This window comes from Streptomyces sp. NPDC014882, from assembly GCF_043081325.1.
In the GTDB taxonomy this organism is placed as follows: Bacteria; Actinomycetota; Actinomycetes; order Streptomycetales; family Streptomycetaceae; genus Streptomyces.
Genome location: NZ_JBIBWL010000019.1, coordinates 1 through 23,341 on the forward strand (window position 1 = coordinate 1; position 23,341 = coordinate 23,341).

Annotated in this window: 18 protein-coding genes and 3 pseudogenes; 9 read left to right on the forward strand and 12 right to left on the reverse strand. The window is 69.1% G+C overall.

What is annotated here, in order from left to right; all coding sequences use genetic code 11:
* Positions 1–402 precede the first annotated feature (402 nt).
* From ACF09K_RS31055 to ACF09K_RS31075, 5 genes and pseudogenes are all read left to right on the forward strand, one after another.
* The gene (locus ACF09K_RS31055; protein WP_392248657.1) at positions 403–831 is read left to right on the forward strand and encodes a hypothetical protein; all 429 of its coding nucleotides are present in this window, start codon (positions 403–405) and stop codon (positions 829–831) included.
* Between the two features lie 52 nt (positions 832–883).
* The gene (locus ACF09K_RS31060; RefSeq protein WP_392248658.1) at positions 884–3,565 is read left to right on the forward strand and encodes a Helicase associated domain protein; all 2,682 of its coding nucleotides are present in this window, start codon (positions 884–886) and stop codon (positions 3,563–3,565) included.
* A 459-nt stretch (positions 3,566–4,024) separates the two neighbouring features.
* Entirely contained in the window at positions 4,025–5,614 is a 1,590-nt protein-coding gene (locus ACF09K_RS31065) for a hypothetical protein (protein ID WP_392248659.1), read from the forward strand.
* 77 nt (positions 5,615–5,691) lie between these two features.
* Positions 5,692–5,799, forward strand: a pseudogene (locus ACF09K_RS31070) (DUF6207 family protein); the annotation flags it as partial.
* 160 nt (positions 5,800–5,959) lie between these two features.
* On the forward strand, positions 5,960–6,448 hold the full coding sequence (locus ACF09K_RS31075; protein ID WP_392248660.1) for a GNAT family N-acetyltransferase: 489 nt from the start codon (positions 5,960–5,962) through the stop codon (positions 6,446–6,448).
* A 424-nt stretch (positions 6,449–6,872) separates the two neighbouring features.
* Here the strand turns inward: ACF09K_RS31075 and ACF09K_RS31080 are convergent, their stop codons facing one another.
* Entirely contained in the window at positions 6,873–7,931 is a 1,059-nt protein-coding gene (locus tag ACF09K_RS31080; RefSeq protein WP_392248661.1) for a hypothetical protein, read from the reverse strand.
* A 2,186-nt stretch (positions 7,932–10,117) separates the two neighbouring features.
* Here ACF09K_RS31080 and ACF09K_RS31085 point away from each other — a divergent pair.
* Positions 10,118–10,915, forward strand: a complete 798-nt coding sequence (locus tag ACF09K_RS31085) for a hypothetical protein (RefSeq protein WP_392248662.1) — start codon at positions 10,118–10,120, stop codon at positions 10,913–10,915.
* Here the strand turns inward: ACF09K_RS31085 and ACF09K_RS31090 are convergent.
* Positions 10,905–11,138, reverse strand: a complete 234-nt coding sequence (locus ACF09K_RS31090; RefSeq protein ID WP_392248663.1) for a hypothetical protein — start codon at positions 11,136–11,138, stop codon at positions 10,905–10,907. The genes ACF09K_RS31085 and ACF09K_RS31090 overlap by 11 nt on opposite strands.
* Before the next feature lie 143 nt (positions 11,139–11,281).
* Here ACF09K_RS31090 and ACF09K_RS31095 point away from each other — a divergent pair, with 143 nt between their 5' ends.
* Positions 11,282–12,166 (forward strand): IS5 family transposase, encoded by an 885-nt coding sequence (locus ACF09K_RS31095; RefSeq protein WP_392248664.1) that lies wholly within the window; start codon positions 11,282–11,284, stop codon positions 12,164–12,166.
* Here the strand turns inward: ACF09K_RS31095 and ACF09K_RS31100 are convergent.
* From ACF09K_RS31100 to ACF09K_RS31125, 6 genes are all read right to left on the reverse strand, one after another.
* Positions 12,126–12,572 (reverse strand): hypothetical protein, encoded by a 447-nt coding sequence (locus ACF09K_RS31100; RefSeq protein WP_392248665.1) that lies wholly within the window; start codon positions 12,570–12,572, stop codon positions 12,126–12,128. The two genes, ACF09K_RS31095 and ACF09K_RS31100, sit on opposite strands and share 41 nt — an antisense overlap.
* Before the next feature lie 294 nt (positions 12,573–12,866).
* Positions 12,867–13,244 (reverse strand): fic family toxin-antitoxin system, toxin component, encoded by a 378-nt coding sequence (locus ACF09K_RS31105; RefSeq protein ID WP_392248666.1) that lies wholly within the window; start codon positions 13,242–13,244, stop codon positions 12,867–12,869.
* Positions 13,245–13,303: 59 nt separating this feature from the next.
* Positions 13,304–13,483, reverse strand: coding sequence for a hypothetical protein (locus tag ACF09K_RS31110; RefSeq protein WP_392248667.1), 180 nt, complete (start codon positions 13,481–13,483; stop codon positions 13,304–13,306).
* A 236-nt stretch (positions 13,484–13,719) separates the two neighbouring features.
* Positions 13,720–14,076, reverse strand: a complete 357-nt coding sequence (locus ACF09K_RS31115; protein WP_392248668.1) for a DUF6907 domain-containing protein — start codon at positions 14,074–14,076, stop codon at positions 13,720–13,722.
* A gap of 102 nt (positions 14,077–14,178) precedes the next feature.
* Positions 14,179–16,620, reverse strand: a complete 2,442-nt coding sequence (locus ACF09K_RS31120; RefSeq protein ID WP_392248669.1) for a Helicase associated domain protein — start codon at positions 16,618–16,620, stop codon at positions 14,179–14,181.
* Between the two features lie 18 nt (positions 16,621–16,638).
* The gene (locus ACF09K_RS31125; RefSeq protein WP_392248670.1) at positions 16,639–17,619 is read right to left on the reverse strand and encodes an ankyrin repeat domain-containing protein; all 981 of its coding nucleotides are present in this window, start codon (positions 17,617–17,619) and stop codon (positions 16,639–16,641) included.
* 205 nt (positions 17,620–17,824) lie between these two features.
* On the opposite strand from ACF09K_RS31125, the gene tap reads away from it, so the two are divergent.
* Together tap and tpg (ACF09K_RS31135) are read left to right on the forward strand one after the other, a co-directional pair.
* Positions 17,825–20,080 (forward strand): telomere-associated protein Tap, encoded by a 2,256-nt coding sequence (gene tap / locus ACF09K_RS31130; RefSeq protein WP_392248671.1) that lies wholly within the window; start codon positions 17,825–17,827, stop codon positions 20,078–20,080.
* A gap of 12 nt (positions 20,081–20,092) precedes the next feature.
* Positions 20,093–20,650, forward strand: a complete 558-nt coding sequence (gene tpg / locus ACF09K_RS31135; protein WP_392248764.1) for a telomere-protecting terminal protein Tpg — start codon at positions 20,093–20,095, stop codon at positions 20,648–20,650.
* A gap of 79 nt (positions 20,651–20,729) precedes the next feature.
* Here the strand turns inward: tpg (ACF09K_RS31135) and ACF09K_RS31140 are convergent, their stop codons facing one another.
* The 4 genes and pseudogenes from ACF09K_RS31140 to ACF09K_RS31155 all read right to left on the reverse strand — a co-directional run bounded on the left by ACF09K_RS31140 (position 20,730) and on the right by ACF09K_RS31155 (position 23,292).
* Entirely contained in the window at positions 20,730–22,076 is a 1,347-nt protein-coding gene (locus ACF09K_RS31140; protein ID WP_392248769.1) for a hypothetical protein, read from the reverse strand.
* Positions 22,077–22,248: 172 nt separating this feature from the next.
* A pseudogene (gene tpg / locus ACF09K_RS31145) lies at positions 22,249–22,463 on the reverse strand (telomere-protecting terminal protein Tpg); the annotation flags it as partial.
* Positions 22,430–22,779 (reverse strand): annotated as a pseudogene (locus ACF09K_RS31150) (ISAzo13 family transposase); the annotation flags it as partial. The pseudogenes ACF09K_RS31150 and tpg (ACF09K_RS31145), both read right to left, overlap by 34 nt.
* Positions 22,780–22,833: 54 nt before the next feature.
* Positions 22,834–23,292, reverse strand: coding sequence for a TIGR03618 family F420-dependent PPOX class oxidoreductase (locus ACF09K_RS31155; RefSeq protein WP_392248672.1), 459 nt, complete (start codon positions 23,290–23,292; stop codon positions 22,834–22,836).
* Positions 23,293–23,341: the final 49 nt, after the last annotated feature.

Here is a 23,341-nt window from a genome sequence, read left to right on the forward strand (position 1 = left end):
CCCGCGGAGCGGGTACCCCATCGCTGCGCGATGGGCAAGCGAACACCCGGGCTGCGCCCGGGTGTTGCGCTCCCGCTCCGCGTTCGCGCTGCTGCCCGGCTGCGCCGGGCTGGTGACGCTCCGTCCGCTGCGCTCCCGGAGCTGTGGGGCCTGTGGCCCCATGGGTGGCCTCCGCTGCGCTCCGGTCACCTGGGGCGCGGTGCGCCCAAGAGGCCGGCCCCGCTGCGCGGGTCGGCCAGCGGGCCTACGGCCCGGGCAGCAAGGGTGGGGGGTGGCTGGGGTGGACTTGGCTGATTGTGGGAGGTGCTCGTTCGCGTGGGTTCCAGCGTATCGCACACGTTGCGTGATGCAGCATGTAGTGTTGGCAGAACCACGTGGGGTCCTACGTTGCGGAGTGATGAAGTGCAGAGTGTGCTGACACTGCTTGGAGCAATTCTCGGTGGAACTCTAGTTCTCTTAGGTGATTTCATTCGACGCAGAGTCGAAAAGCGCAAAGAAGAAGTGAATCGACTCGTAGAAGTAAGTGCGCGACTCTCCTCTATGTACAACCGGCTGTGTGGGCAGATAATTGACGCCTCTACAGCTGGTGTAGCGGTGTCAGATCTGGCCGTCGCAGATCCGCTCCGCTATGAAGTGACGACTCAGTTCTTCATGACTCCTGGTAGTGAGCAACTCCGCTCTCAGGCTTCCCGTCTGATGGATGCGTACTACCGGCTTCGGGATTCATACGGGCAGGATTCGGCCTGGGTCGCGGCTCGCGATGAACACGGCTTGGCGGTGCGCGAGTTCGAAGCGGCTGTTCGTGCCATCCTCCATCGTAATCACATCTGACGTTCTACTGGGTCTTCATCATTGCCGATATTGGAGAGGTAAGGGGAGGTCTGTGATTCAGCTCAAAGAACACCAGGTAGACCAGAAGTCGAGTTTCCGAAAATGGGTCGGATTTCCTGCAAGGTCATCTGTGCCGCCTCAGGGTGCCCGTGGCACGATCGTGTCAGCGACCGGGTCCGGTAAAACGATCATGGCTGCTGCGTGTGCGCTGGAGTGCTTCCGGGGCGGGCGGGTCCTTGTGACCGTGCCGACTCTGGACCTGCTCGTGCAGACCGCCCGGGCGTGGCGGCTGGTGGGCCATCAGGCGCCGATGGTCGCGGTGTGCTCGCTGGAGAACGATGCGGTGCTGAGTGAGCTGGGGGTGCGCACCACCACGAACCCGATCCAGCTCGCGCTGTGGGCCGGGGAGGGGCCGGTCGTCGTGTTCGCCACGTACGCCTCCCTCGTGGACCGTGACGACCCGGAGGGCACGACGGGCCAGCGGAAGGTGCGCGGGCCGCTGGAGGCCGCTCTGGCGGGCGGGGAGCGTCTGTACGGCCAGCAGATGGCAGGCTTCGACCTCGCCATCGTCGATGAGGCCCACGGGACCGCTGGTGATCTTGGTCGACCCTGGGCCGCGGTCCACGACAACCAGCGGATCCCTGCCGACTTCCGCCTCTACCTCACCGCCACCCCGCGCATCCTGGCCGCTCCCCAGCCGCGAAAGGGCTCGGGCAGCCAGGAGGTGGAAATCGCGACCATGGCCGACGACCCGGAGGGCACGTATGGCGCGTGGCTCGCCGAGCTCGGTCTCTCCGAGGCGATCGAGCGCGAGATCCTCGCTGGATTCGAGATCGACGTGCTGGAGATCCGCGATCCTTCGCCGGTTCTCGGGGAGTCGGAAGAAGCCCGGCGGGGCCGGCGCCTGGCGCTCCTGCAGACCGCGCTCCTGGAGCACGCCGCGGCGTACAACCTGCGTACGGTCATGACGTTCCACCAGAAGGTCGAGGAAGCCGCCGCGTTCGCGGAGAAGCTGCCCCAGACCGCAGCCGAACTGTATGCAGGTGATGTCACGGACGAGGACCTGGCCGCTGCGGGCCGGCTGCCCGCGTCATCGATCGACGCCGGGTTCTACGAGCTCGAGGCCGGCCGGCACGTCCCGCCGGACCGGGTGTGGTCGGCGTGGCTGTGCGGCGACCACCTCGTGACCGAACGACGCGAAGTCCTGCAGCAGTTCGCCAATGGGCTCGACGCCACCGGGCGGCGGGTACACCGGGCCTTCCTGGCAAGCTGCCGCGTCCTCGGGGAAGGCGTCGACATCACCGGCGAACGTGGAGTCGAGGCCGTCTGCTTCGCCGACACCCGCGGCTCCCAGGTCGAGATCGTCCAGAACATCGGCCGCGCACTCCGACTCAACAAAGACGGCAGCACGAAAGTGGCCAGGATCATCGTGCCGGTGTTCCTGGAGTCCGGTGAGGACCCGACGGACATGGTCGCCTCCGCGAGCTTCAGGCCGCTCGTGGCGGTGCTCCAGGGCCTGCGCTCCCACGATGAACGACTCGTCGAACAGCTCGCCTCCCGCCCCCTCACCAGCGGCAAACGCAAGGTCCACATCCAGCGCGACGAAGAAGGACGGATCATCGGGGCCGGCGGCCAGGGCGAGGACCAGGAGCACGACGACACCCAGGCTGCTGCCGAAGCCGCTCTGCTCCACTTCTCCAGCCCTCGCGGCGCCGCGACCATCGCGGCCTTCCTCCGTACCCGGGTCTACCGGCCCGAGTCGCTGGTCTGGCTGGAGGGCTACCAGGCACTGCTCCGTTGGCGCAGGGAGAACGAGATTACGGGCCTCCACGCCGTTCCCTACGACGTCGAGGTCGAGGTCGGGGCGACGAAGGCGTTTCCGCTTGGACGATGGGTCCACCAGCAGCGCAAGGCGCTGCGGGCCGGGGAGCTGGAGGAACGGCGCAGGGCGCTGCTGGACGCGCCGGAGGCCGGGATGGTCTGGGAACCCGGCGAAGAGGCGTGGGAGTCCAAACTCGCCGCGCTGCGCTCCTACCGGCGGGCCACGGGTCACCTCGCTCCCCGCCAGGACCAGGTGTGGGGCGAGAGCGAAGCCGAGGGCCTGGTTCCGGTCGGCCAGCACATGGCCAACCTCAGGCGGAAGGGCGGTCTCGGCAAGGACCAGCAGCGGGCCGCGGAGCGCGCCCAGCAGCTGGCCGCGATCGATGAGGACTGGAACTGCCCGTGGCCACTGCACTGGCAGCGCCATTACGCCGTGCTCCGCGACCTGGTCGACGCCGACGGCAGCCTGCCCAAGATCCAGCCCGGCGTGCTGTTCGAGGGCGATGACATCGGACGGTGGCTCCAGCGGCAGTCCCAGCCGGCTACTTGGGCGCAGCTGTCGACCGAGCAGCAGAAGCGGCTGGCGAAGCTGGGCGTGACGCCCGCTGAGGCCCCGACTCCCGCCCCGGCGGCCGCGCGCACGACGAAGGGCCCAAGCAAGGCGCAGGCGGCGTTCCAGCGGGGCTTGGCAGCCCTCACTCAGTGGGTAGAGCAAGAAGGCGCCCACCGGCCGGTACCACGCGGCGCAACCATCGAGATCGCGGTCGACGGCGAGGCGGAGCCGGTGACAGTGAAGCTGGGCGTATGGGTCTCGAACACCCGCGCCAGGCGCGACAGGCTCACCGCGGAGCAGCTCGCCGAGCTGGCAGCGCTGGGCATGCAGTGGGCGGGGCCGCCGCCATCCGGCCTTTGAGCCGGACGACGCGAGGTCCCACTGTGGTCAAACGCTCCACAACTCTGACCGGGCCTTACGGGTCGGATTTACTGTTCGCCAACAGAGCGCTCAGGTACCGGGTGTGTGCGGTGAGTAGTTTGATGGCGCGGTCGGTTCCTCCTGGGAAGAACGGCAGCAAGATCAAGGCCGGGACCGCTGCGGTGAGAGCGATGAGCACGGCGGGGGTGAGGAGCGTGACAAGCAGAACACGCTGGAGCGCGCCCAGCATGCGCGGTGAGGGGAGCCAGGGTGGCAGCACGGAAAGCCTCCTTGGAGAGGTCAAGGCTCAGGTCCACGAGGTGGTGAGGTAACTGTGCTGCCGTGAGTGGATAGTTCACGCCCGTCCGGAGCTTTGACGCAGGTAAAGTCCAGACAACGGCAGTGTTGTCCCGGGACGGGAGCGGACAACCATGTCCCGGGTACAGCAGTGGGGGATGCATGGCGGGTCGGGCAGGTAGGCCCTGGGGGCCGATTCGGGCCGAGAGCACCGAAGCGAGGGCACTCGCCGAGTTCCTGCGGAAACAGGTCGACGCCAGCGGCAAGACCCTGAGTACGCTGGCCAGCGAGATCCACCATTCCAAGAGCCGGATTAGCGAATACTTGGCCGGGAATGTGCCCAAGGACGAGTTCGTGGCCGCGTTGATCAGTGCAACGGTCCCGGAATTACGGCTGCGTCAGCGGCAGCTGGCTGAATCCCGGGCCCTGTTGAAGGCCGCGGCCCATCCCTCACCTGCCACCCCGCCGCCTTCGCCCGCTTCTGCTCTGGAACTCGCCCAGACTCGTGCGGAACAGGTGGAGATCTATGGTCGGCTCACCCGATCCTTGGAACAGCAGAACGAATTGCGGGAGGCCGCGGGGAACTCGGCGAAGCTCGTGATGGTCCTCCTTTCCATGGTCAGCACGCTAGAGCGGCGGATCACCGACCTGGCCAGTGAACGAGACCAGCTCCGGGCCGCGCAAGCAGATCCCGAAGTCCTCCTGCAGACACAGCGGCAGCTCGCCCGCGCACAGGAGCAGGAACAGCGCGCTCAGCAGGAACTTGAGCGGGCCAAGGAGAAACAGCGTCAGGCCGAGGAACTCGCTGCACGGGTTCAGGAGCAAGTCGACCAGCTCAACGACGAACTCGACCGTCTACGAACCGGCACAGCCGAGGAAGCCACAGAAGGCGGACATGATGCCTCGGCCGACGAACCCTCGCCTGCCACCTTGGTGGCCGATCCCGTCGGTGACGACATCGACCAGGCCCTCGCCCAGGCTGTGGCTGTCAATGACCAGGACGACCAGGTACTGCGACGCATCACCGACGACCTCCACCAGGACCCGGCCCCAGACGAGCGGGTCTATGAAGTTGTCCTGGACAATCCCCCAGACAACCTTTCATCCAGCGACAACGCCGCGGACAACTTTCACGATCTACATAGCGCGGCCACCATGCAGGAACTCGCCGCTCTTGTCGCCACCCTCTCCCACATGCCTCCAGGAGACGCTCAGGCAGCGATGACCGAAATTGCGGCCGAACGACCGATGCGGTCGCTGTGGCAGTGCTTGAGGTACCTGCGGACAGCAGGCCATCACGCTTGGGCCTCTCAGCTACTGCTGATGGCCGGGAAGACGCGGGAGAGCTCAATGCTGCCCCTCATTCTCGGATCGCTCGCCGACGGATGGGCAGACACCGTGCTGATCCTGAACGGCGCAAGGAGCAAGCCCGTGCAGCAGGTGCAGACGACTGTAGAGCGCTTGGACCAATTGGGCATGCGAGAGGAGGCAACGTACCTGAGACTGGCCTGCGGCATCTGGCAGAACGGCAGCGCCACACAGGAAGGATGGTTCACTTCACGGATCGGCCCAGTGAAAGAGTCTGCTGGAAATCCGCCCGTTCCTCCGGCAGGTGTCCCACCGCGGACCTTTACCGCGCTCACCACCCGCATCCGCATCAACATCCCCGGTTCCAAGCCGATCCTCCCGATCGTGCTGAGGAAACCGATCGACGCAGCTGGCAAAGACGGCCCGCAAGCCGATCTGACCTGACTCGCCGGGACGATGCCTCCGCCCTCGCGTGCCCGGGTTCCGGGTGATCGGCACCCGCGAGCGGATCGCTCGCTGCGCGCTGGGAGATCGTGCCGGCGGATCGTACAACCCGGGAGCCCGGCGAGCCGGGCGTGCGGCTGCGCTGCTTCCTGGACCTGCGCCAGGAACTCGACTCGGAACACTAGGCGGAGGGCTAGCTTGTTCCCGTCGGGCTGAACCAGCCGTGGACGTCGTCAAGAAATATAGTCGGGGTTCCGCTCACGCCCCAGCAGGACCGATCCAGCCCTCGTACGCGGCAGCCAGCTGCGTGCACGCGGCCTGGACAGCTCGCGGAATACTCCATACATGCCGCTCATTCGTGACATCACCCAGGCCGACTACTCGATGGTTGAGGAGCTGCTGTTTGCGAACGATCTGGGGAACGGCAGGTTCTACGAGCCCGAGGGCATAGACGTCATTGTGGCTGAACTCCACGGCTCCGTCGTGGGGGTCGCCGAGTTCAAGCTGCACTGCGACTTCGGACATGACGAACGCCGGGAAGCGCATCCTGGCGAGCAGACCTTCATCTTGACCATGGCCGTCGGGGATACCGCTCGTCGCAGCGGGGTCGGCCGGGCACTCCTCATCGAGATCGCCCGCCGGAGTCAGGAAGCCGGCAATACCTTCCTGGCCCTGGTCCCCCAGGAAGGCGAGGATGCGACCAGCAGACAGGCGTTCTTCAAGGCGTGCGGGCTCACGCTCTATGGACCTGACACACCGGGTGCAGCATGGGGCTGCCCGCTGTCAAGAATCCTCAATGCGGACGCCACCAGCTCCGGCATCTTCCCCTCCTGACATCATCGTCGCCCTGAGGCGGCACGGGCGCCGCGACCCCGGCCGACGCGCAATACGAGGGTGCTTCCCCGCCCGCCGCGTCCCAGCCGTCCAGAAAGGCGGCCAGGGCGCGGCGTTGTACTTCCTCGCGGGCGATCTGCCGGGCGAGGACGTCGCGGTCGATGTACGGGTCAACGACGGCGAGGACCAAGTGCCGGAGTTCGGCCAGCTCCAGTGCCTCCACCTCCCACTGCACCGGGCGGCGGGGGTCGAAGCCGTAGCGGCAGGCGAAGGCCAGCCACCTCGGATCGCCGCGCTTGCCCTCCGTCCGGCCCAGCAGAGGCGTGCAGCCGTGTTCGGTCTCTTCTGTCCCGGGCAGTGACGTCCCGGTTTCGAGAGCTGTCCCGCCGGGCGGTGCTGCGGCTGCGTCTTGGGCGTGCCCGGGTCAGGTCTGCTGCTGCACTGGACGGCCGATGGTCCACAGGTCGCTGGGAGCGCGAACGAACGCGCTGTGAGTCTGCATGTCCCGCTTCAGCTGTGCGGCGGAGATGATGTGGCCGCGCCGGGCGAGCATGTCTCGCAGCTCGCCGGGCGTCATGGGCCGTCCGCAGCGCGCGAGGTAACGGGCGGCCAGTTGCTCGCGGGTGGGATAGGCCGAGGGCTCCACCACCAGGAGCGAGTCGCTGAGCGCCCGGTACTCGATCATCGCCGCGTCGGCCAGCTCCAGCAGGGGCACCGTCGCCTTCCCGGCCCGCGCAAGGCGCTGCCGCCAGTTGTCGCGGGTCAGGTAGCCGTTTCGGTAGCACCACCCCAGCAGCCCGGCCACAGCGGCCGTCGCGAGCAGCGGGTGGCGTCCGGCGAGGACGACCAGGCGGTGAGCGCCTGCGCCGGACAGTCGCAATGCCCAGTCGATGACGGTCAGCGCGTTCGCAGCGGTGGCCTCCAGACCTGCGACGCGCATCATGCTCTGGACGACCGGAATCCAGTCGATGACGGCGAACCCGAAGTGGTGGAAGACGTTGTCCTGGGTGACGATGACGCACGGTCCGAGGAACTCCGCGAGCGCCATCGTGGGTGCGTCATCCGGATCGCCTCTGTACTTGCGCGGCATGTCCGGGTCAACGTGCAGGATGTGCCGGGTCCGCGGCGACAGGTGATCGCGGATCTCCAGGTCGACCACCCGCAGGGCGGGCAGGATCTGCCGGTTGAGCACGTGCCGCGCCTGGCGTTCGGGCACCTCAAAGTGGGCTGCCATCTTGGGGAGGTGTTCGTCGACCTCGCCAGGAACGTGCGCGGCAATGTACGGGGTGGCACGGCGGGTCGCGGCTAGCGCGGTAACGCTGTTGCATCGGCCGTTGTTCTTGGCCAGTGCGCAGGCTTCGGCCAGGAGGGCGTTGGCATCGAGGATGGGCAGCAGCATCGGCCGGTCCAGCACCATCGGGTTGATCGCCGATCCGGATGGGATCAGCAGCGGCGGTGCCGCATCGGCACGATCGAGCGTCATGGATCAAGTGTGGCCGCCGCCACTGACATTGAGGCAGATTTTTCGGGCCGGGTGCCAGTGTGCTCGGGCGGCTGTGAACGGCGGAGAGCTACGAGGCCCAGCCGGGCAGTGCCCCACGGGCTCGTGCGTCCTCTTTGGCGACGCGGACACGGGCGGTGGCCCACTGATCGGCGCCGCGCTCAACGTCCTGCCGGTAGGTGGCACGGGCTCCCACGGAAGCGGCTCCGGGTTCGTTGAGGCCGCAGCCCCAGCAGATGACCCGATCGGCGTCTGCCGGACAGGCGGTGCGGGTTCCGCACCGGGAGCAGGCATGCTCGGTGTCGCGGTCCAAGATGTCGCTGCTGGTGATCTGTGTGTGTACGGCAGAACCCGCAGCCCACGGTCACCGGCCGGGTCCAGTCGACGTGTCCTCGGTCGCGCGTGAGGGCGTAGTCCGCAGAATCCAGCACCCCGCCAACCCGAACAGACCGCCGGCACAGCTCTGCACGACTTGCCACCACCGCGAGCGCAGCTCCTCGGAAGTCTGGCTCGAGGAACCCCAGCAGGCCGGCGACTGCCGACGCGGCATCACCGCACAGCTGACGGGCGAGCACGGCGGCGGTCAGCACAGCCGGGCGGCGCACCGTCACCGAGGCCCGCACCCCATACGAACACAGCCGGGCGCCAGCCTTCCCACAGCAGCCAGGGTATCGTCCAGACACAGCGGCATACCGCGGTGCATTGCTAAGCCATGGAGATGTCCTACGATGCAAGAGACACCAGGGGACCACCCCGGACCCGAAGGGATCCTCACAGACCTGTAAAAGGACTGGGAGCCCCCGAAGGCCCGACGCTGGCTCCTACCCCAGCAATCGGGCCCCCGAGGTGCCGCAGTCACGAGCCCGGCCGTCTGGATCGCGGTCGGGCTCACTGCGTGAGCGCCCACCATCCGGCCGTCCCTCCCCTGGTCAGAACCAGAGGTACTGCAGCAGTCCCCAGACAACCTTGGCGATCACAGGCGCCCAGTCGACCCACGCCTGTCGCTTCGACAGACGGCGGCCGCACTGCGTGCAACGATCACCAGAAGATCCCTCCTCGGTCATCCGTTCATCCCTCCCTTCGGCCCCAGCAGGGACTCCCAAGTCAGACTCGGAAGCTTCGCCTCAGACCGAGGCGAACAACTGAGGTGAGACCTCCGGAAGGAACTGGCCCCAAGCATAAGGTCCTTCCCCGGATACGACGGCCCGGGGGAACACAACTTGTGGGCTGCTGAAGGCATCCAACCACTAGATGTAGGGCTTGCCTCATTCACCCAGGCCGTGTCGCGTGTCGCACCGGTGCCCTCACAAGGAGCGCACTGGCGGTCACATTCAGTACACGGAACCTTCCGTACACCGCCCTCCGTATGCAGAAGCATGGAGCCGTACCGCCTAACCACCCCAGGGCTGCCGTGAGCGTCAGAGGAAGAAGAAATGGGACTCCCACCAGCTGGGCCAGGCGGTTTGGGGATGTCAGGAAGGGAGTTGGGACTCTCGCACAGGGCCGGGCCGGACCCCCGGCACGCCGGGGCGCGAATGACAAACTGGGGCCACCCCATAAGGTGATCGGCCCCGGCGGCGAAGAGTACGACAAGCGGCTCTCACGTCCGCTGGGCAGCGCGTCAGCCGCACGCCCCGCCACATGATCAAGTCAGGCTATCCACGCTTTTTCACTCGAACTTGCGTTTGGCGCAACCTTTCGAAAGCAACTACCGTTGCCCAGCAGGGAGACATACCGAGAGGGGTCGACGCGGCCACTGCAGACAGCGCCACCATCGCTGTCCAAAGCCACTTCCAGCGGTCGGCTCAAGCCGATGCAGATGTTGTCGTCGCCCATGTCCACATCGTGGCGTTGTTTGCGAGATCGGACAGCAGATGTTCACGACTTCGGGAGGCACCGCCGCGCGGTGCTGTTCGATCCTCCACAGCGTTGCGAGTCGGCCACGGTCGGCTGAAGCGTGGGCATCGTGCCGCATGGTGGGGGATCGTTTGACTTGGCGACTGAACAGTCGCTGCCGCAGGGTGTGTCGCGACTGAAGGCGGGGGAATGCAGGACGCGATCTATGGGTTGCTCGGTGCCCTGGGCGGCGCTGCACTCGCAGCAGCGGGCGGCGCGACTGGGGCCGTCTCTCCGCTCCGGTGTCAGTGCCGCGTGCCACACTGCCGGCCATGTCGCTCGCTGATCTCACTCTCGACCTGTGGCGGACCTTCGACGAGGTCACCGCCCGGCGGATCGCCCAGAATGCCGCTGACCACGTGGGCGGCCGGGTATCTCTCGTCGAGGCCACGGAACACCTCGGTGCCCCGCTGCACCGCGTCCGGGTCGAGCGGGACGGTCAGGAGTTCGCCCTGATACCCGGAGGCCGGGTGTCCCTGGGCTTCGACGCCGACACCTGGAAGCCGACCGCGCAGCAGGCCGCTGACTACGCGGAGAGCCTGGAGCAGGGCTACGGTTACGGGCCCGATCTGGGGACCCACCTCGAGCGGATCCTCAGCGCCCGCCGCAGCGTTCACCTGGACACCGTCCTCATGGCTGTGGAGGACGAGAACCTGACCGAACCTCCGGCCGACATGCCTGCTGCCCTCTCCGTCCGTGGTCTGCGGTTGCCGAGCTCCGACGAGTGGGAGCACGCCTGCGGTGTCGGGTCGGACACCCTGTTCCGGTGGGGCGACGACTGCCCCCTCGACCGCATCCCCTACGGAGACGACACCGGCCCGCACAACAAGCTGAACGCCTTCGGCCTGCACATCGCCTACGACACCTACCGCGCCGAGCTGACCAGCGATGTCACATCGGTCCACGGCGGCGACGGGGGCGAGTCGGTGTGCGGCGGCTACGGCCACCTGCTGGCCTGGCTCCCCCTGGCGACCGCCAACCGCAACCCCGGCATGGCCGAGTTCGTGTACGGACCGGACGGAGAGGACATGTACGAAAGCTTCTCCACGCGACCGGTGCTCACGCTTTGAGCGGCCGCGCGCCGCCCGGCCGGCGACCGCCTCGCAGCTGGTAGGACAGACTCGCTCCCCCGCCCCGTGGTGAGGCCTTGAGCTGGCCGCCCCGGCGTTCGCTGAGGCGCAGCGAGGTGGCGAAATCCTCCAGCACAGCGTGGCGGATAGTCGGTCCGCGGGCATCGGGCGGGATGATCCGCCTCGGGCCGTCGGCGACCTCGAAAGCCAGTTGGTCGGCCACCTCCCGCACGCTCGGCTCGTTGCTGTTCGCGCATCGAGGAGACCTTCTCCTCGGCGGTGGGGCGCCGCACAGCCCGTCGACGGCGGCTAGGGGCTGTCCGATGGGTCGTGTGACGCTCCTGTTGGGAACTCGTTCCGTGGGGCATGGGGCGGGGAGATCTTTCGGATGAAGAGTGGGCTCGGCTGGAGCCGCACTTGCCGGCAAATCGCGGGCGGGGTGGACGCTGGCAATGCCACCGTCGGGTAATCAACGGGATTCTGTTCCGGCAGCGGACCGGCCTCCCCTGGCGGGACCTGCCTCCCTGCTTCGGTAGTTGGAAGACGGTCCACGACCGTCATCGCAGGTGGTCGGAGGACGGGACGTGGGAGAGGATCCTGGGGGCCGTCCAGGCCGACGCCGATACCGAGGGCCGGATCGACTGGAGCATGGTCAGCGTCGATTCCACGACCTGCCGCGCTCATCAGCACGCGGCCGGCGCCTCCACCCGCGCCCCCAAGATCCCGGGTCGGCGCAGGAGCCCGGCGCGTCACCGTCCCGATGAGGCTCTGGGACGCTCGCGAGGCGGGCTCACAAGCAAGATCCACCTTGCCGGGGAAGGCGGGTGCCGCCCGCTCGGGTTTGTCATCACGCCCGGCCAGTGGGGGGATGCACCGCAGATGATTCCCGTCCTGGAAGAGATCCGCGTGCCCCGACAGGCTGGTGGACGACCGCGCACTCGGCCCGACCATGTCGGGGGCGATAAGGCCTACTCGTCACGCCGCAACCGGCGTCACCTGCGCAGACGTCAGATCAAGCACACGATCCCCGAGCCGAGGGACCAGCGGGCCAACCGTCGACGTCGTGGCAGCCAAGGCGGCCGGCCCACAGGGTTCGACAAGGCGATCTACCGCCGCCGCAACGAAGTCGAGCGGACTATCAACCGGCTCAAGAACTTCCGAGCCGTCGCCACGCGCTTCGACAAACGGGCGTACGTCTTCCACGGAACGGTCACCGTGGCGGCGATCCGCCTATGGCTGCGTCCGGAATGAAGTGCCCCGTCCAGAGATCCTCGGTACCCGGGTAGTGGTGGCGAAGTTCGCTAAGTACCCGCTCGTCAACAGCCCTGACGTCCCACGAGGAACTGTCGAACTCGGTCAGGACGATCGCCAGTTTGTCCTCGGCGAACCCACGTGCTTCGGCATCGATCAACTGGAGAAAGGGGGTCGTCAGCGACAACAAGGTCAACGTGTCCATGCCGGTGTCGGCGGACCGTCTCTCTATCTCGACACAGCGAGGATCAACGATCTCGTCGAACTTTATGCGCCACGTCAGGTCCAGGCCGAAGCTGCCGAGGCGAACCAGTAGCTCAGCCAGCGTCACGTAGTGCTTTCCGTGCCAGGCAGGAAACGTGATCCCCTTCATCCCCGTCTCTGCTTCAGCTGTGTCGCGTGCCATGCGGCCCCCTTCGTTCCAGCGAACCGTAGGCCGCCCGCCTGATCAGCTCATACGACCCATCGGACAGGCCCTAGCGGCAGCTTGCCCGGCGCTGCTTCGCCGGGAGCAGCGCCGCTCGCACGAGGGCGGTTGCGTTCTCCGTTTCGGACGCGCCCGGCCGCAGGCCGAGGTGTCTTCCGGAGGAGCCGTGCAGTTCACTGTCCTGCCCGTCCGTGGGCGGCCTGTCTCCCCCGCGCCTGCGCGAGCGGCCGGCTGCCGCGACCTGGCCCTGGGAAGCGGTGGCGGGCCTTGGCGTCAGGTGGTGGTGGGCCAGGTCCGCAGCAGAGCGGCGATCTTCCCCGTGGTGCAGGCGGGGTCAAGGAGCAGGTCCTTCAGAGCGATGGCGTCCTCACGGCCAGGCTTGACCGAAATGCCGGCGGCTTCGAGGTACATGACGCCGGACGCGGCGGCGACGGCCATGTTGGAGCGCTCCAGCCAGCGGCACCGGCCCAGTGTGTGCACCAGGGCGGCGGCTTTGGCGTAGGGGCCGCCGTAGACGGGCTGCTCGAAAATCTCGGCCCGGTGGCGGGCGACCGCCGAGACGGGGACGCCGTAGTCGTCGGGGGCCGGGTCGTCCGCGCCGGCGGCCTCGGCGACTTGCAGGATCCAGGGAACGTCGATGTGCAGGTCCATCAGGCCGCGCGTGCTCCCCGGGGTGTCTGCTGGGCTTGTTCGGCCTCGTCGAAGACGGCCTAGTGTTCGGCCAGGAAGCGGGCGGCCGCGTCCACCGCTCGGGCGCGCAGGCCGCTGGCATCGTCCTGTACCAGCCGGGCGAGGTAGTCCCCGATGCTCAGTCCCAGGTCGGCGGCGCGCTTCTTCGCGAGTTCGGCAACGTCCTCATCCACGCGCGCGCCCAGTTGTGTCTTCGCCATACCGTCACGGTAACAGCTGTTACCAAAATGGAGGGCCCGCCGCCGGAACGGCGGCCCCCTTCCAGTGCCCGTCGAAGAGGGCGGGGCGACCAGGCGCTCGTGATCAGCATCCAGTTGGCCCAGCCCGGCGCTTGAGGGGCCCCGGTCTTGGCCGCCGCTGGCCCGGGTGGTCACGACCGGCCAGGAGGGGGCCGCGGGCGGGCGCGGCCGGGCCGGCAACGCCGAGGGGGCCTGCCTCACCCGGGAAGATGCTCCATCCATGTCTCCAGAGTTGCTGTCATCGCTCGCAGCTCGTGAATGAGTCCCGCGACGTCGTTCCGGCTGGACAGCCGGCCGTCCTCGCCGGTCACCTCGACCTCGATGTGAGGCGGCTCCGGTGCGCCGTTGGGACATGCGCCGGATGTCAGGGTCAGCATGAACTCCAGCCAGCCCGCCCGGCCATGCCGGGGCACGGCAAGGCCCGGCCCCATCGCCATGTGCACAACGTCCTCGAGAGACGTGACACCTGTGTCTGCTTGGTGCTTCCAGTCGCACCAAGCGGGGCACGTGAAGGGCGGAAGGGCCGGTTGCGCCGTGGCAGTGTCCACGATCATGCATCCTGCCCGTTGCGCCGCTGACCGCGCCGGAAGGCACGCCGGACGCTGCGGCGTGAGCGACGGAGCGGCGTGGCCACGGCTGAGCGCATCGGGCCGGAACTACACAAGGGCCGCTGGAGCAGCGTTCTCGTCGGTCCAGTCTCCGTCGAAGAGGGCGTCGACCAGGCGTACGTGGTGGTCGGGGAGCTGCCCGGTGCGGTGCTTGGTGCGGGCCTTGGCGAGCCAGGTGCCGATTCTGACGGTGTCGCCGTCGACGCGGATCGTCTCGCGGGCGGCGGGGGCACGGCCTTCGCGGTGGAGGAAGAGTTCCAGGAGCTGGACGGTCTCTTCGAAGGTGCGGCGGGCGCGGCGGGCAGAGGTGAGGGGGTTGGTTTCGGGGGTCAGGCTGAGGGCGGTCATCATCTGCTGCTGGCCGGGGGCGAGGGTGTGCCAGGTGGTGATCTGGCGGTGCAGCCAGGAGCCGATCTTCACGCCAGCCAGGAGGGTGTCGCGGGTGAGTGTGGCGGGGTCGGCGCCGTCGGCGAGGTGGGCGCGCAGCAGGTGGTATTTGCGGTGCCAGTCCGGGCCGTGGGGCAGGCGCCAGTCGGCGGCGAGGGCGGTCAGTGCGTCGGTGCGGGTCTGATCGAGCTGGTTCTTGGAGGCGAGGTGGCGCTGTTCGGCGAGCCAGGCGCCGACGGGAGTGGTGGCGGGGGCGGCGAGGTGGCCGTGCGTGTGGTGGTATTCGGCGGCCGCGGCCAGGCGGGAGCGCCAGGCGGCTTCGTGCTTGTCCCAGATCATGCCCAGCGCGTCGAGTTCGGCCATCCAGTCCGCGTCGAGGCGGCCGGCGGTGTGTGCGTCGCGCATGGTGGTGATGAAGGTGCCGAGCCGGTAGCCGGTGTAGTCGGTGTAGTCGGCGGGGACGTCGAGGTGGCCGTATTGGTCGCGGTAGGACTGTGCGGCGGCGAGCCCGAGGCGGCGGGAGCGGGAGACGGCCGGGTCGCGGGGGTCGAAGGCGGCCAGGTCCATCGCTTGGGCGATGCGTTCGGGGTGGACGGTGAAGTCGAAGTGCCAGCGGCGCGCGATGACGTCGCTGGTCTCCCTGGGGAGGCGGTTGGCCTTGTCGGGGAGGCGTTCGAGGATGCGGTGGTCGTGGCTGGCCAGCGCGCAGGCGATCGCCCACACCGGCTCGTACGCGGTGCCCAGGATGTTCTCGCCGTCCGTGCCGGGCGGGATGTAGACGGGGACGATCAGGGAGGCGGTTTTGCCGGAGACGTCCAGGCGCAGGGCGCGGCCGAGGGCCTGGACGCAGCGGATGACGCTGCGGGTGGGGTCGGCGAAGACGATGGCGTCGACGCTGGGGATGTCGACGCCTTCGGCGATCAGACGCGAGTTGGCGAGGATCGCGGTGTCGGCGGCGGCGAAGGCGGCGAAGATGTCGGCGCGCTGGGCGGGGGTGTGCTCGCCGTGGGCGAAGAACAGCTTGGGGGTGATGTCCGGGACGAGGCCGGGGTCGGTGCGGGCCAGCAGGCGCAGGGTGTGGGGCAGTTCGCGGGTGAAGCGGCGGGCGTCGGAGACGAGGTTGAAGTAGACCAGCACCTTCTTCAGGTTGTGCTCGGTCATGGCGCGCAGGACGGACAGGTGCAGGGCGGTGGTGCGCAGTGCACCGTCGTCGTTCGCCTCCCGGGCCACGGCGGTGCCAGGGGTTGTGGTGCCGGGGGCGGGCAGGTTCAGGCGGCGGCGCAGGTCGGTGTCGGTGAGGGTGGGCACCACGATGCGGTAGTCCGCGGCCCGGCCGTCCGCCACGGCCGTTGCGAGGGGGTATTCCACGACCTTCTTGCCGTAGACGGCCTCGTTGTCCATGGAGTTGGCGAACGCATCCAGCTCCGGCCTCTGCGGGCGCCGGCGGCGCGGGCGGGTGAGGTCGGCGGACTCCGCCAGCTCCGGCGCGGCGAAAATGCGCGGGGTGGCGGTCATGTAGAGGCGGCGGTCCGCGCGGATGCGCTGCGCGTCGTTGACGATCGCCCACTTCTTGTCCGAGCGGCCCGCGATCCGGTGCGCCTCGTCCATGATCGCCAGGTCGAACGGCGGCACCGCGTACCCCGTGCGCTGGGTCTGCTCGATCTTGTCCAGGGAGTCGTAGGTGCAGATCACCGTCAGCGCACGGATCTGGTCCTCACCCTCCCCCACCACCGACATCAACCCGCCCAGCGCGTGCGGGTTCGTGGTCGACATGACCCGGGCCGCGACCAGGTCGTCCCGGCCGCTGGTGTCCAGGGAGGAGACGATCACCATGTGCTCGCCGTGACCGTCGCGGCGCCAGGCCAAGGCCGTCTGCGCCGCCAGATCCAGGGTGGGCACCACGAACAGCACCAGCCGCGCGCCGAGTTCGTCAGCCACCCGGATCGACACCAGCGTCTTGCCGGTGCCCGTCGCCGACACGAACAGACCCCGCGTCCCGGCGCGCCGCAGGTGCCCGGCCAGCCGCTTGACCGCCTCGGCCTGGTCGGGAAAGAGCCGCACGGGCTCGGGGCGGCCGGGGCGCGGCAGTTCCACCACAGTCATGTCAGCTCTTCTTTCGAGTCAGTGGCTCCAGTATTCGCGGCGCGGCAGTTCGACCCACACATCGGGCGGTCCGGTCACGGCGCGCCTGTCGGTCGGACGCAGGCCTGCGAAGGCGCAGGCGTAGGCGACGGCGTCGTGCTGGTAAAGGTAGGAGGCCAGCACCTGCTCGGCAGTGTCGTCCTCGTCCGGTCCTCCGCCAGGGTGCAGGTCTGAGCCCTCGATGATTCCGTGCCGGGCGATGCTGCCCTGGTTGCCGCTCTTGGGATTGGCGTAGAGGCCATAGCACAGAGTGCCGGCGGACAACCGGGTCAGCACGCCCGGCATCTGCGGCGCGTATCCCCAGGGCTGGGTGGCCACGCAGCCGCCCGGCACGGATGTCACGCCGACGATGTGCAGGCTGTCGTCCATGTCGTACGCGTAGGGATCCTCCAGCAGCTCGTCGATGAGTTCGCCGTCCGCCACCGGGGTCGCCTGAAGACGGCGCACCGCCTGGGCCGCGTCGATGCCCGCGATGCAGGCCAGGCCCGTGCCGTCGTAGTAGAACTCGCCCAATGCCGTGGTGAGGCGATGGGCCTCCTGCGCTGCCGCCCGCTCGGTGTCGCTCAGGGACACTCCTTCCGGTACCGGGAACAGCTCGGGCGTCGGTCCGGCCAGGCTCAGCCGCCCCGGCGACCAGCCGCCGAGCGACGGTCGCCAGGGGTCGGCCCCGGCGGCGGCGAGCGCCCGTGCGTTGGCCGGCTTGCGGGACAGGACGGCTTCCCACGGTGCCGTCACCCCGTTCTCCAGCGCGTCCACATCAGCAACCCGGCGGGCCAGTTCCGTCACATCCTCCGGGGAGCCGAACACCGCTGCCCGGTGCAGGGGCCTGCTTCCGTTCCAGCTCTCCGGATCGGCTCCTTGCTCCAGGCGTCGGCGGATGCCGTCGGCATCCGTCCAGTCCCAGCCCATACCCGCCCAGCCGTCACCTGCCGCCACCGCTCCCCCTCGAACACGTCGCATGCGCTCGCGCCACTTCGACCCGCTACCGCCCGGAACAGACACGGCACAAGCACACGTGCGCTACAGGCCGCTGGCTCGTCGTCCAGGTCCGCTGACTGGACGCTATCAGCCCGAACACCGCCCATATGCCAAATGTACGCGATCAGTACGCTTTTCGTACGTGATAGGTGCGCTTTGGGGGTAGGGTGAGGGATGGAGGTGTCCCATGTCCGAGTTGTTCGACGCGGTCGACGCGCTGGTCGCGTCCCGCTCCCCGCTGCCGCCGCCGGCTGAGCGCAGGCGGCTGCGGCAGGCGCACGCGCTCACCCTGGACGAGGTGGCCGCCGCTCTGGGCGTGCGGCGGGCGACCGTCGGCGCCTGGGAGTCGGGCCGGACCGAGCCGCGGCCGCCGGAGCGGGAGGCGTACGCGCGCCTGCTGAAGCAGCTCGCCACGCTCTACCCCGCCCCCGAGAGCACCGGCGCCCCGCAGGAGGACACGGACACCGCGGCGCCGCAGACATCCACCACCGCAGCGCCCGCAGCGCAGGCTGGGCCCGCGGGCGGGGCGGCGGAAGCTACGGCCGCGGCGGAGGCAGAGGAACCCCCCGCCGCTCCCCCAGCGCCTGTCCCGCACGCCGCACCGGCCGCGGTGTCGCTGCCGCGTGCCGAACGGGCGCCGCAGAGCTCGCGGCGCCCCCCTGCGAGGAAGGCCGCCCCGGCGAACACCCCTGCACCCGGCGGCGCGTACGCGCACGGTCCGCTGCTGGTCCTCGACGCCGACACCGAGAAGCAGGTGACCGGCTACGGCGTCGGCGGCCTGATCATGGACGTGCCCGCCAGGTCGCTGCCCGCGCTGGTGGAGTGGACGCTGACCGAGGCCCGGGTGGGGGCGCAGAAGCTGCACGGGTCGGGCAAGGACGCCGATCCGCTGCTGGTGCTCACCGAGGCGGCGTGCGAACGGTTCGGTCTGCCCGGGCGGTTGTCCGAGGCCGAGCGGCTCGCCTGGCGGCTGCCGGAGGGGCACAAGGCCATCAAGCAGCTTCAGCGGGCCGACTGGCAGCTCACCCGGCGGGGGCTGGGGCCATGGGCGCGGATCTACCGCCCCGTCCAGGGCGGCCGCCGCCAGTGTGTACAACTGTGCCTGCCCTCGTGGCACGCCCTGGACGACCGCGCCTGGGGGCACGCCGCCAGTCTGGAGCCGGCGGAGCTGGCCCGGGTACTGGGCGTGTACGCGGCCCGGGTGGCGACCCCAGTGGGCTCCACCGCGGTGACGGGGCTGCAGCTGATGACGGCGCTCAACCCGCCGACCCGCGCGAGCGAGCCGGACGAGACTGGCAAGCGGCACCGCGAGCACCGGCCCGGCTCCCTGGGCACCGAGCCGATGGACCCCGCGCCGTGCGAGGCGACCGACGGACACCCGGTCCTGGCCCATCTGCCCCGCTTCCACGTGCGCGGACCAGGCGAGAGGCTGTTCGAGGAGGCCTACGACTGGGCGCGGGATCTGACCGATGCCGAGTGCATGAAGCGCTGCCTGGTCGGCCTGGATGTGAACCTCGCCTTCGGCGCGGCCGCCAACGGCGCCGTCGTCGGCCTGGCCACGCCGCCCGTCCACGTCACCGGTCCGGTCTTCGATGCGGCGGTGCCCGGTTCCTGGCTGGTCGACCTCTCCCATGTGGATCTGTCGCGGGTGAAGGTGGGCAAGCAGTGGCGCGACCTCGACGGCAGCTTGCTGCCCAGCCCCTTCACGCCGAGCGGTGAGCGCCCGGCCGGGCCGGCTTGGTACGCCACCCCGACGGTGGCGTACGCGGTCGAGCTGGGCTACGACGTCGCGCCCGCCGAGGCATGGGTGCGCCGGGAGAGCGGCCGGTTCCTGGACGGCTGGTACAGGCGGCTGCGTGACGCCTACGTCGCCACCATGGCGGACCTCGGCGTGGGCGAGAAGCTGTCCCCGGCCGAGTTCCTGGCGGCGATGGACGGCTACAAGAGCCGTGATCCGGAGCTGGGGATCGTGGTGGACGCGGTGAAGATGACCGTGAAGGGTGGCATCGGCAAGTTGCAGGAGAAGGCGCGCGGCGGCGGCTGGAAGCCGGGGCAGGCCTGGCCCGCTCTGGCCCGCCCGACCTGGCGCCCGGACATCCGCGCCACCGTCATCTCCCGGGCCCGCATCAACATGCACCGCAAGATGGTCGCCCTGGCCGCGGCCACCGGCCGGTATCCGGTCGCAGTCCTGTCCGATTGCGCCGTCTACGCCGCCGACGGGCCCGGCCCGCTGGACGTGCTGCCCTACGGCGCCGACGGCAAGACGGTGCCCGGCAGCTTCCGGCTGGGGGTGTCGCCGGGGATGGTCAAGCACGAGGGGACGCAGAGCGTGCTGTGGGGTGCGGACGTGCTCGAGCAGCTCGCCGCCGACGGCGGGCATGTCGCCAACCTCGCCCGCTACATCAAGACCGGCGAGGTCAGCGCCAAGGACACCGGGGAATAGGAGGCAAGGGTGATGGTCACGGTCGCGGAGGAACTCGACAAGGCGGTGCAGGGCGCGTTCACACGCCCGATCCCTAAGTCTGCCGGGGCGCAGATGCGCTACCTGGTCAAGCAGCACGGCGGCAGGACGAAACCGGTCGCCGAGCTGCTCGGCATCAGCCAACGCACCGTGGAGCGCTATATGAAGAACCAGATCAGGCGCCCTCGGCCGGAGCTCGCCGACCGCCTCGCACACGAAGTGCGCACGCGTTGGCAGCCGCAGGTCCGGGCCAAGGCGAAGCAGGCCGCGGCCACCAGCCAGGGCCTCATGATCGACACCCGTGCCCGGTCCGGGTTCACCGCCGCTCCCGGCAGCACCGACGACGCCCGTATCCGGCACCTCACCCTCGCCCTGCCCCCGCAGCATGCCGCACGCCTCTTCCGGGCCCAGGAAACCGGCGCCGGCGAAGACCAGCTCCGTCAGATCGCCGCTGAGGCCCTGGGCGAGGTCTACTTCCGCGACAACGGCCGCCGCGCCCACGGTCTCGAAGTGGAACTCGCCGACATCGAACACCTCGAGTTCGAGCTGTAGGCGCCCGCGGGCGCCGGACCGGAGCGGGCCACGTGTGACTGAGCGTTTCACTTGGCGGGTGAAGGACTTGAGCTGGCGGCTATTGGGGAGACGGCGGGGCAGGAGGCTGCGGAACGGCGCCCGCGAGGATGGCGAGGCGGGTGCTGAGAGCGGTGGCCAGAAGGCTTTCGTCCAGTCTCATCTCGGCGTCGCGGGTGGAGTCGTTGGCGGGGATGCGGGTACGCCTGTCGATCAGCGCCGTCACGGCCGGCAACGCAGGGCGTGCGTGGCCGCCCATCCGGGCGAGACCCGTCAGGTAGTACTCGCCGACCGCGTAGTCGGCCAGGTGCGGTGTCATGAGGGCGAGCAGCCGGGACAGTGCGGAAGGACCGGCGTGTCGCAGCCACAGCGGGGCGCACTCCGCCTGTGAGCGGCCAGGGCGACGGAAGGTCAGGTTGTACAGCTGTGCCGCCTGCCGGAAGGTCAGCGGGCCGGCGTCCAGCAAGGCCTCGAAGATCTCGGGGGCGTGAGCGAGGCGGGCGATGCCCACAGGCTTGGCCGCAAGGAGCGCGGCGGCGGGTGCACTGTCGTAGACCGTCGCGGTGGACGGGATCCGGCGGGTCCTCGGGGACGGTGTGAAGGGGACTTCGGCGAGGAGAACTTCGTGCGTCCGCATCGCCGCCTCGGAGATCGAGGCTGTCGTGAGGGCCGCACCAAGAGCCGGGGTGACCCTCTGGCCGCGGTGCTGGACGAGCAGCGGCAGCAGCCTGACCGGGGCCACCCGCCAGTCGTGGCAAGCCTCGCGGGCCAGGTCGGCGCCGATGTCCCGGGAGCCGGGGTCGGCAAGGAGGCGGGCCACGAGGGCGTATGTGTCGTGCTCGCGCCTCAGTCTGTACAGGACCCGGCCCCAGATGTGCCCGATGTCCTCCAGGTGGTGCGCGGCATCCCGGACGTCGTCGAGGAGTGCGGCGTCCAGGGGGTTCCATCGCGTGGGTGGCGCTGCCCGCAGTGTCTCCAGGTGGGCGAGGAAGCGGACCGACGCGAGGTCATTGTCCGTCAGGTGGGCGGCGGCCGGGCCAAGCGCCCTGGCCAGGATGGTGCGCACGACAGGATCGGCGAGTTCGCCGAGGGCTGCGAGAACCAGGCCGGGCTGCCCGCGGTAGCCGAAGAGGCACGCGGCTCGGCGCCGCACTTCCTCGTCGGGGTCACTGAGCCGGGCCACTGCAGCGTTGACGGCCTCTGGCCAGGGCCGTTCGCGGGCCAGGCTGTGGAGGAGGTCCAAGGCCTCCCGGCGCACGAAGGGGGTGTCGGCGTGGGCGAGCCGGAGCAGCCGAGTGGCGACGGGGCCGGTGCGGTCGGCGCGTATCGCCTCGAAGAGCGCGATACGGGAAGGGTGGGCGGGCGTCGTGGCGGTGCCGTCGGCCACGGCCTCGTCCGGCCACGTCATCGGGCGGAGCGGAGGCCGCCCTTGCGTGCTGGAGCTTCGATCATGCGGCCGATCATCCCACACGACACAACATTGGGCAGGGCGTTGCAGCCTGAGCGCAATACGTGGCGAAACTCGCCCACTGAAGTGCTCAGTCACAACTGGCACGAATCTGAAAAGTCGCAGCCAGTGGTTATAGGTCGAACTCCAGGTGCTCGACGTCGGTGAACTGAACCTCGAGGCCGTGGGCGCGGCGGCCCCGTCGCGGAAGTACATCTCACCCAGGCCTTCAGCGGCGATGTCACGCAGCTGCTGCTCGCTGGCGCCGGTGTCGTGGGCGTCGAAGAGACGGGCCGCGTGCTGGGGGGCGAGGGCGATGGTGAGGTGGCGGACGCGGGCGGCATCGGATCACCCCGTTCGTCGGGTTCCACCAGGGCCAGCAGCGCGGGCCGCAACCCCGGATCAAGATCCGCGGACCTCTTCCGGCCACCACCATCCTGCGCACCCGGCCCAGGGGTTCCTCGCCGGCCTCCAGCTCGTCCACGCCCTTGCGGACCGTCGTCTCGCTGACCCGGGCCGCCCGCGGGACCGCCCGGATACCGCTGTGGCCCAGGATCCGGGCCTCGGCCCCCATCATCAGCCGTCGCTGCCGCTCGTCGAGGCGCGGGAACAACACCTGGAATCTCACAGCGAGTTGACTGCGAACCTTGCCGGAGACGCTCATACCACAACAACGATCCGCATCGCGGGAAGCAACACCTTGATTCTCTGCGAGCCCTTAGCCGTTGATATCCAAGGCCGTACCGTATAGCCGCTCCACCCTCAACCGAATGACGATCCTGCGCTCGGCGACCAACTGCTTGAGGAACGCATCTTCGTCCTCCGGCTTCGCGGCCGTCGGGATCATCGCGAGCAGCTCCCGCCCGACCGCGTCGCCTGGAACCGTAGTGATCTCGGAAGCCTCCGCCGCGCCCTCGGCGACGGCGAACGACCAGACGTCGTCACCCTGCACATGCAGCGCCGCGCGCGGGTTGCGCTGCAGGTGCTTGACCTTGATGCGGTCGGCCGTGGTGGACAGCCTCACGATGCGGGCCTCGGGGTCCCAGCTGTAGAGCATCGTGGTCAGGTGCGGATGGCCGCTTTGCTTGACAGTGGCGAGGGTCCCGAACTGCTGCCTGGCGAGTAGATCGGAGAGGGCTTCATTGGACAGGGAGCGAGGCGCTGGTCCTTGAGTCATGCTGTGATCAACTTCCGTAACGTCCCCGGCATTCCACGGCCCTCTTGTG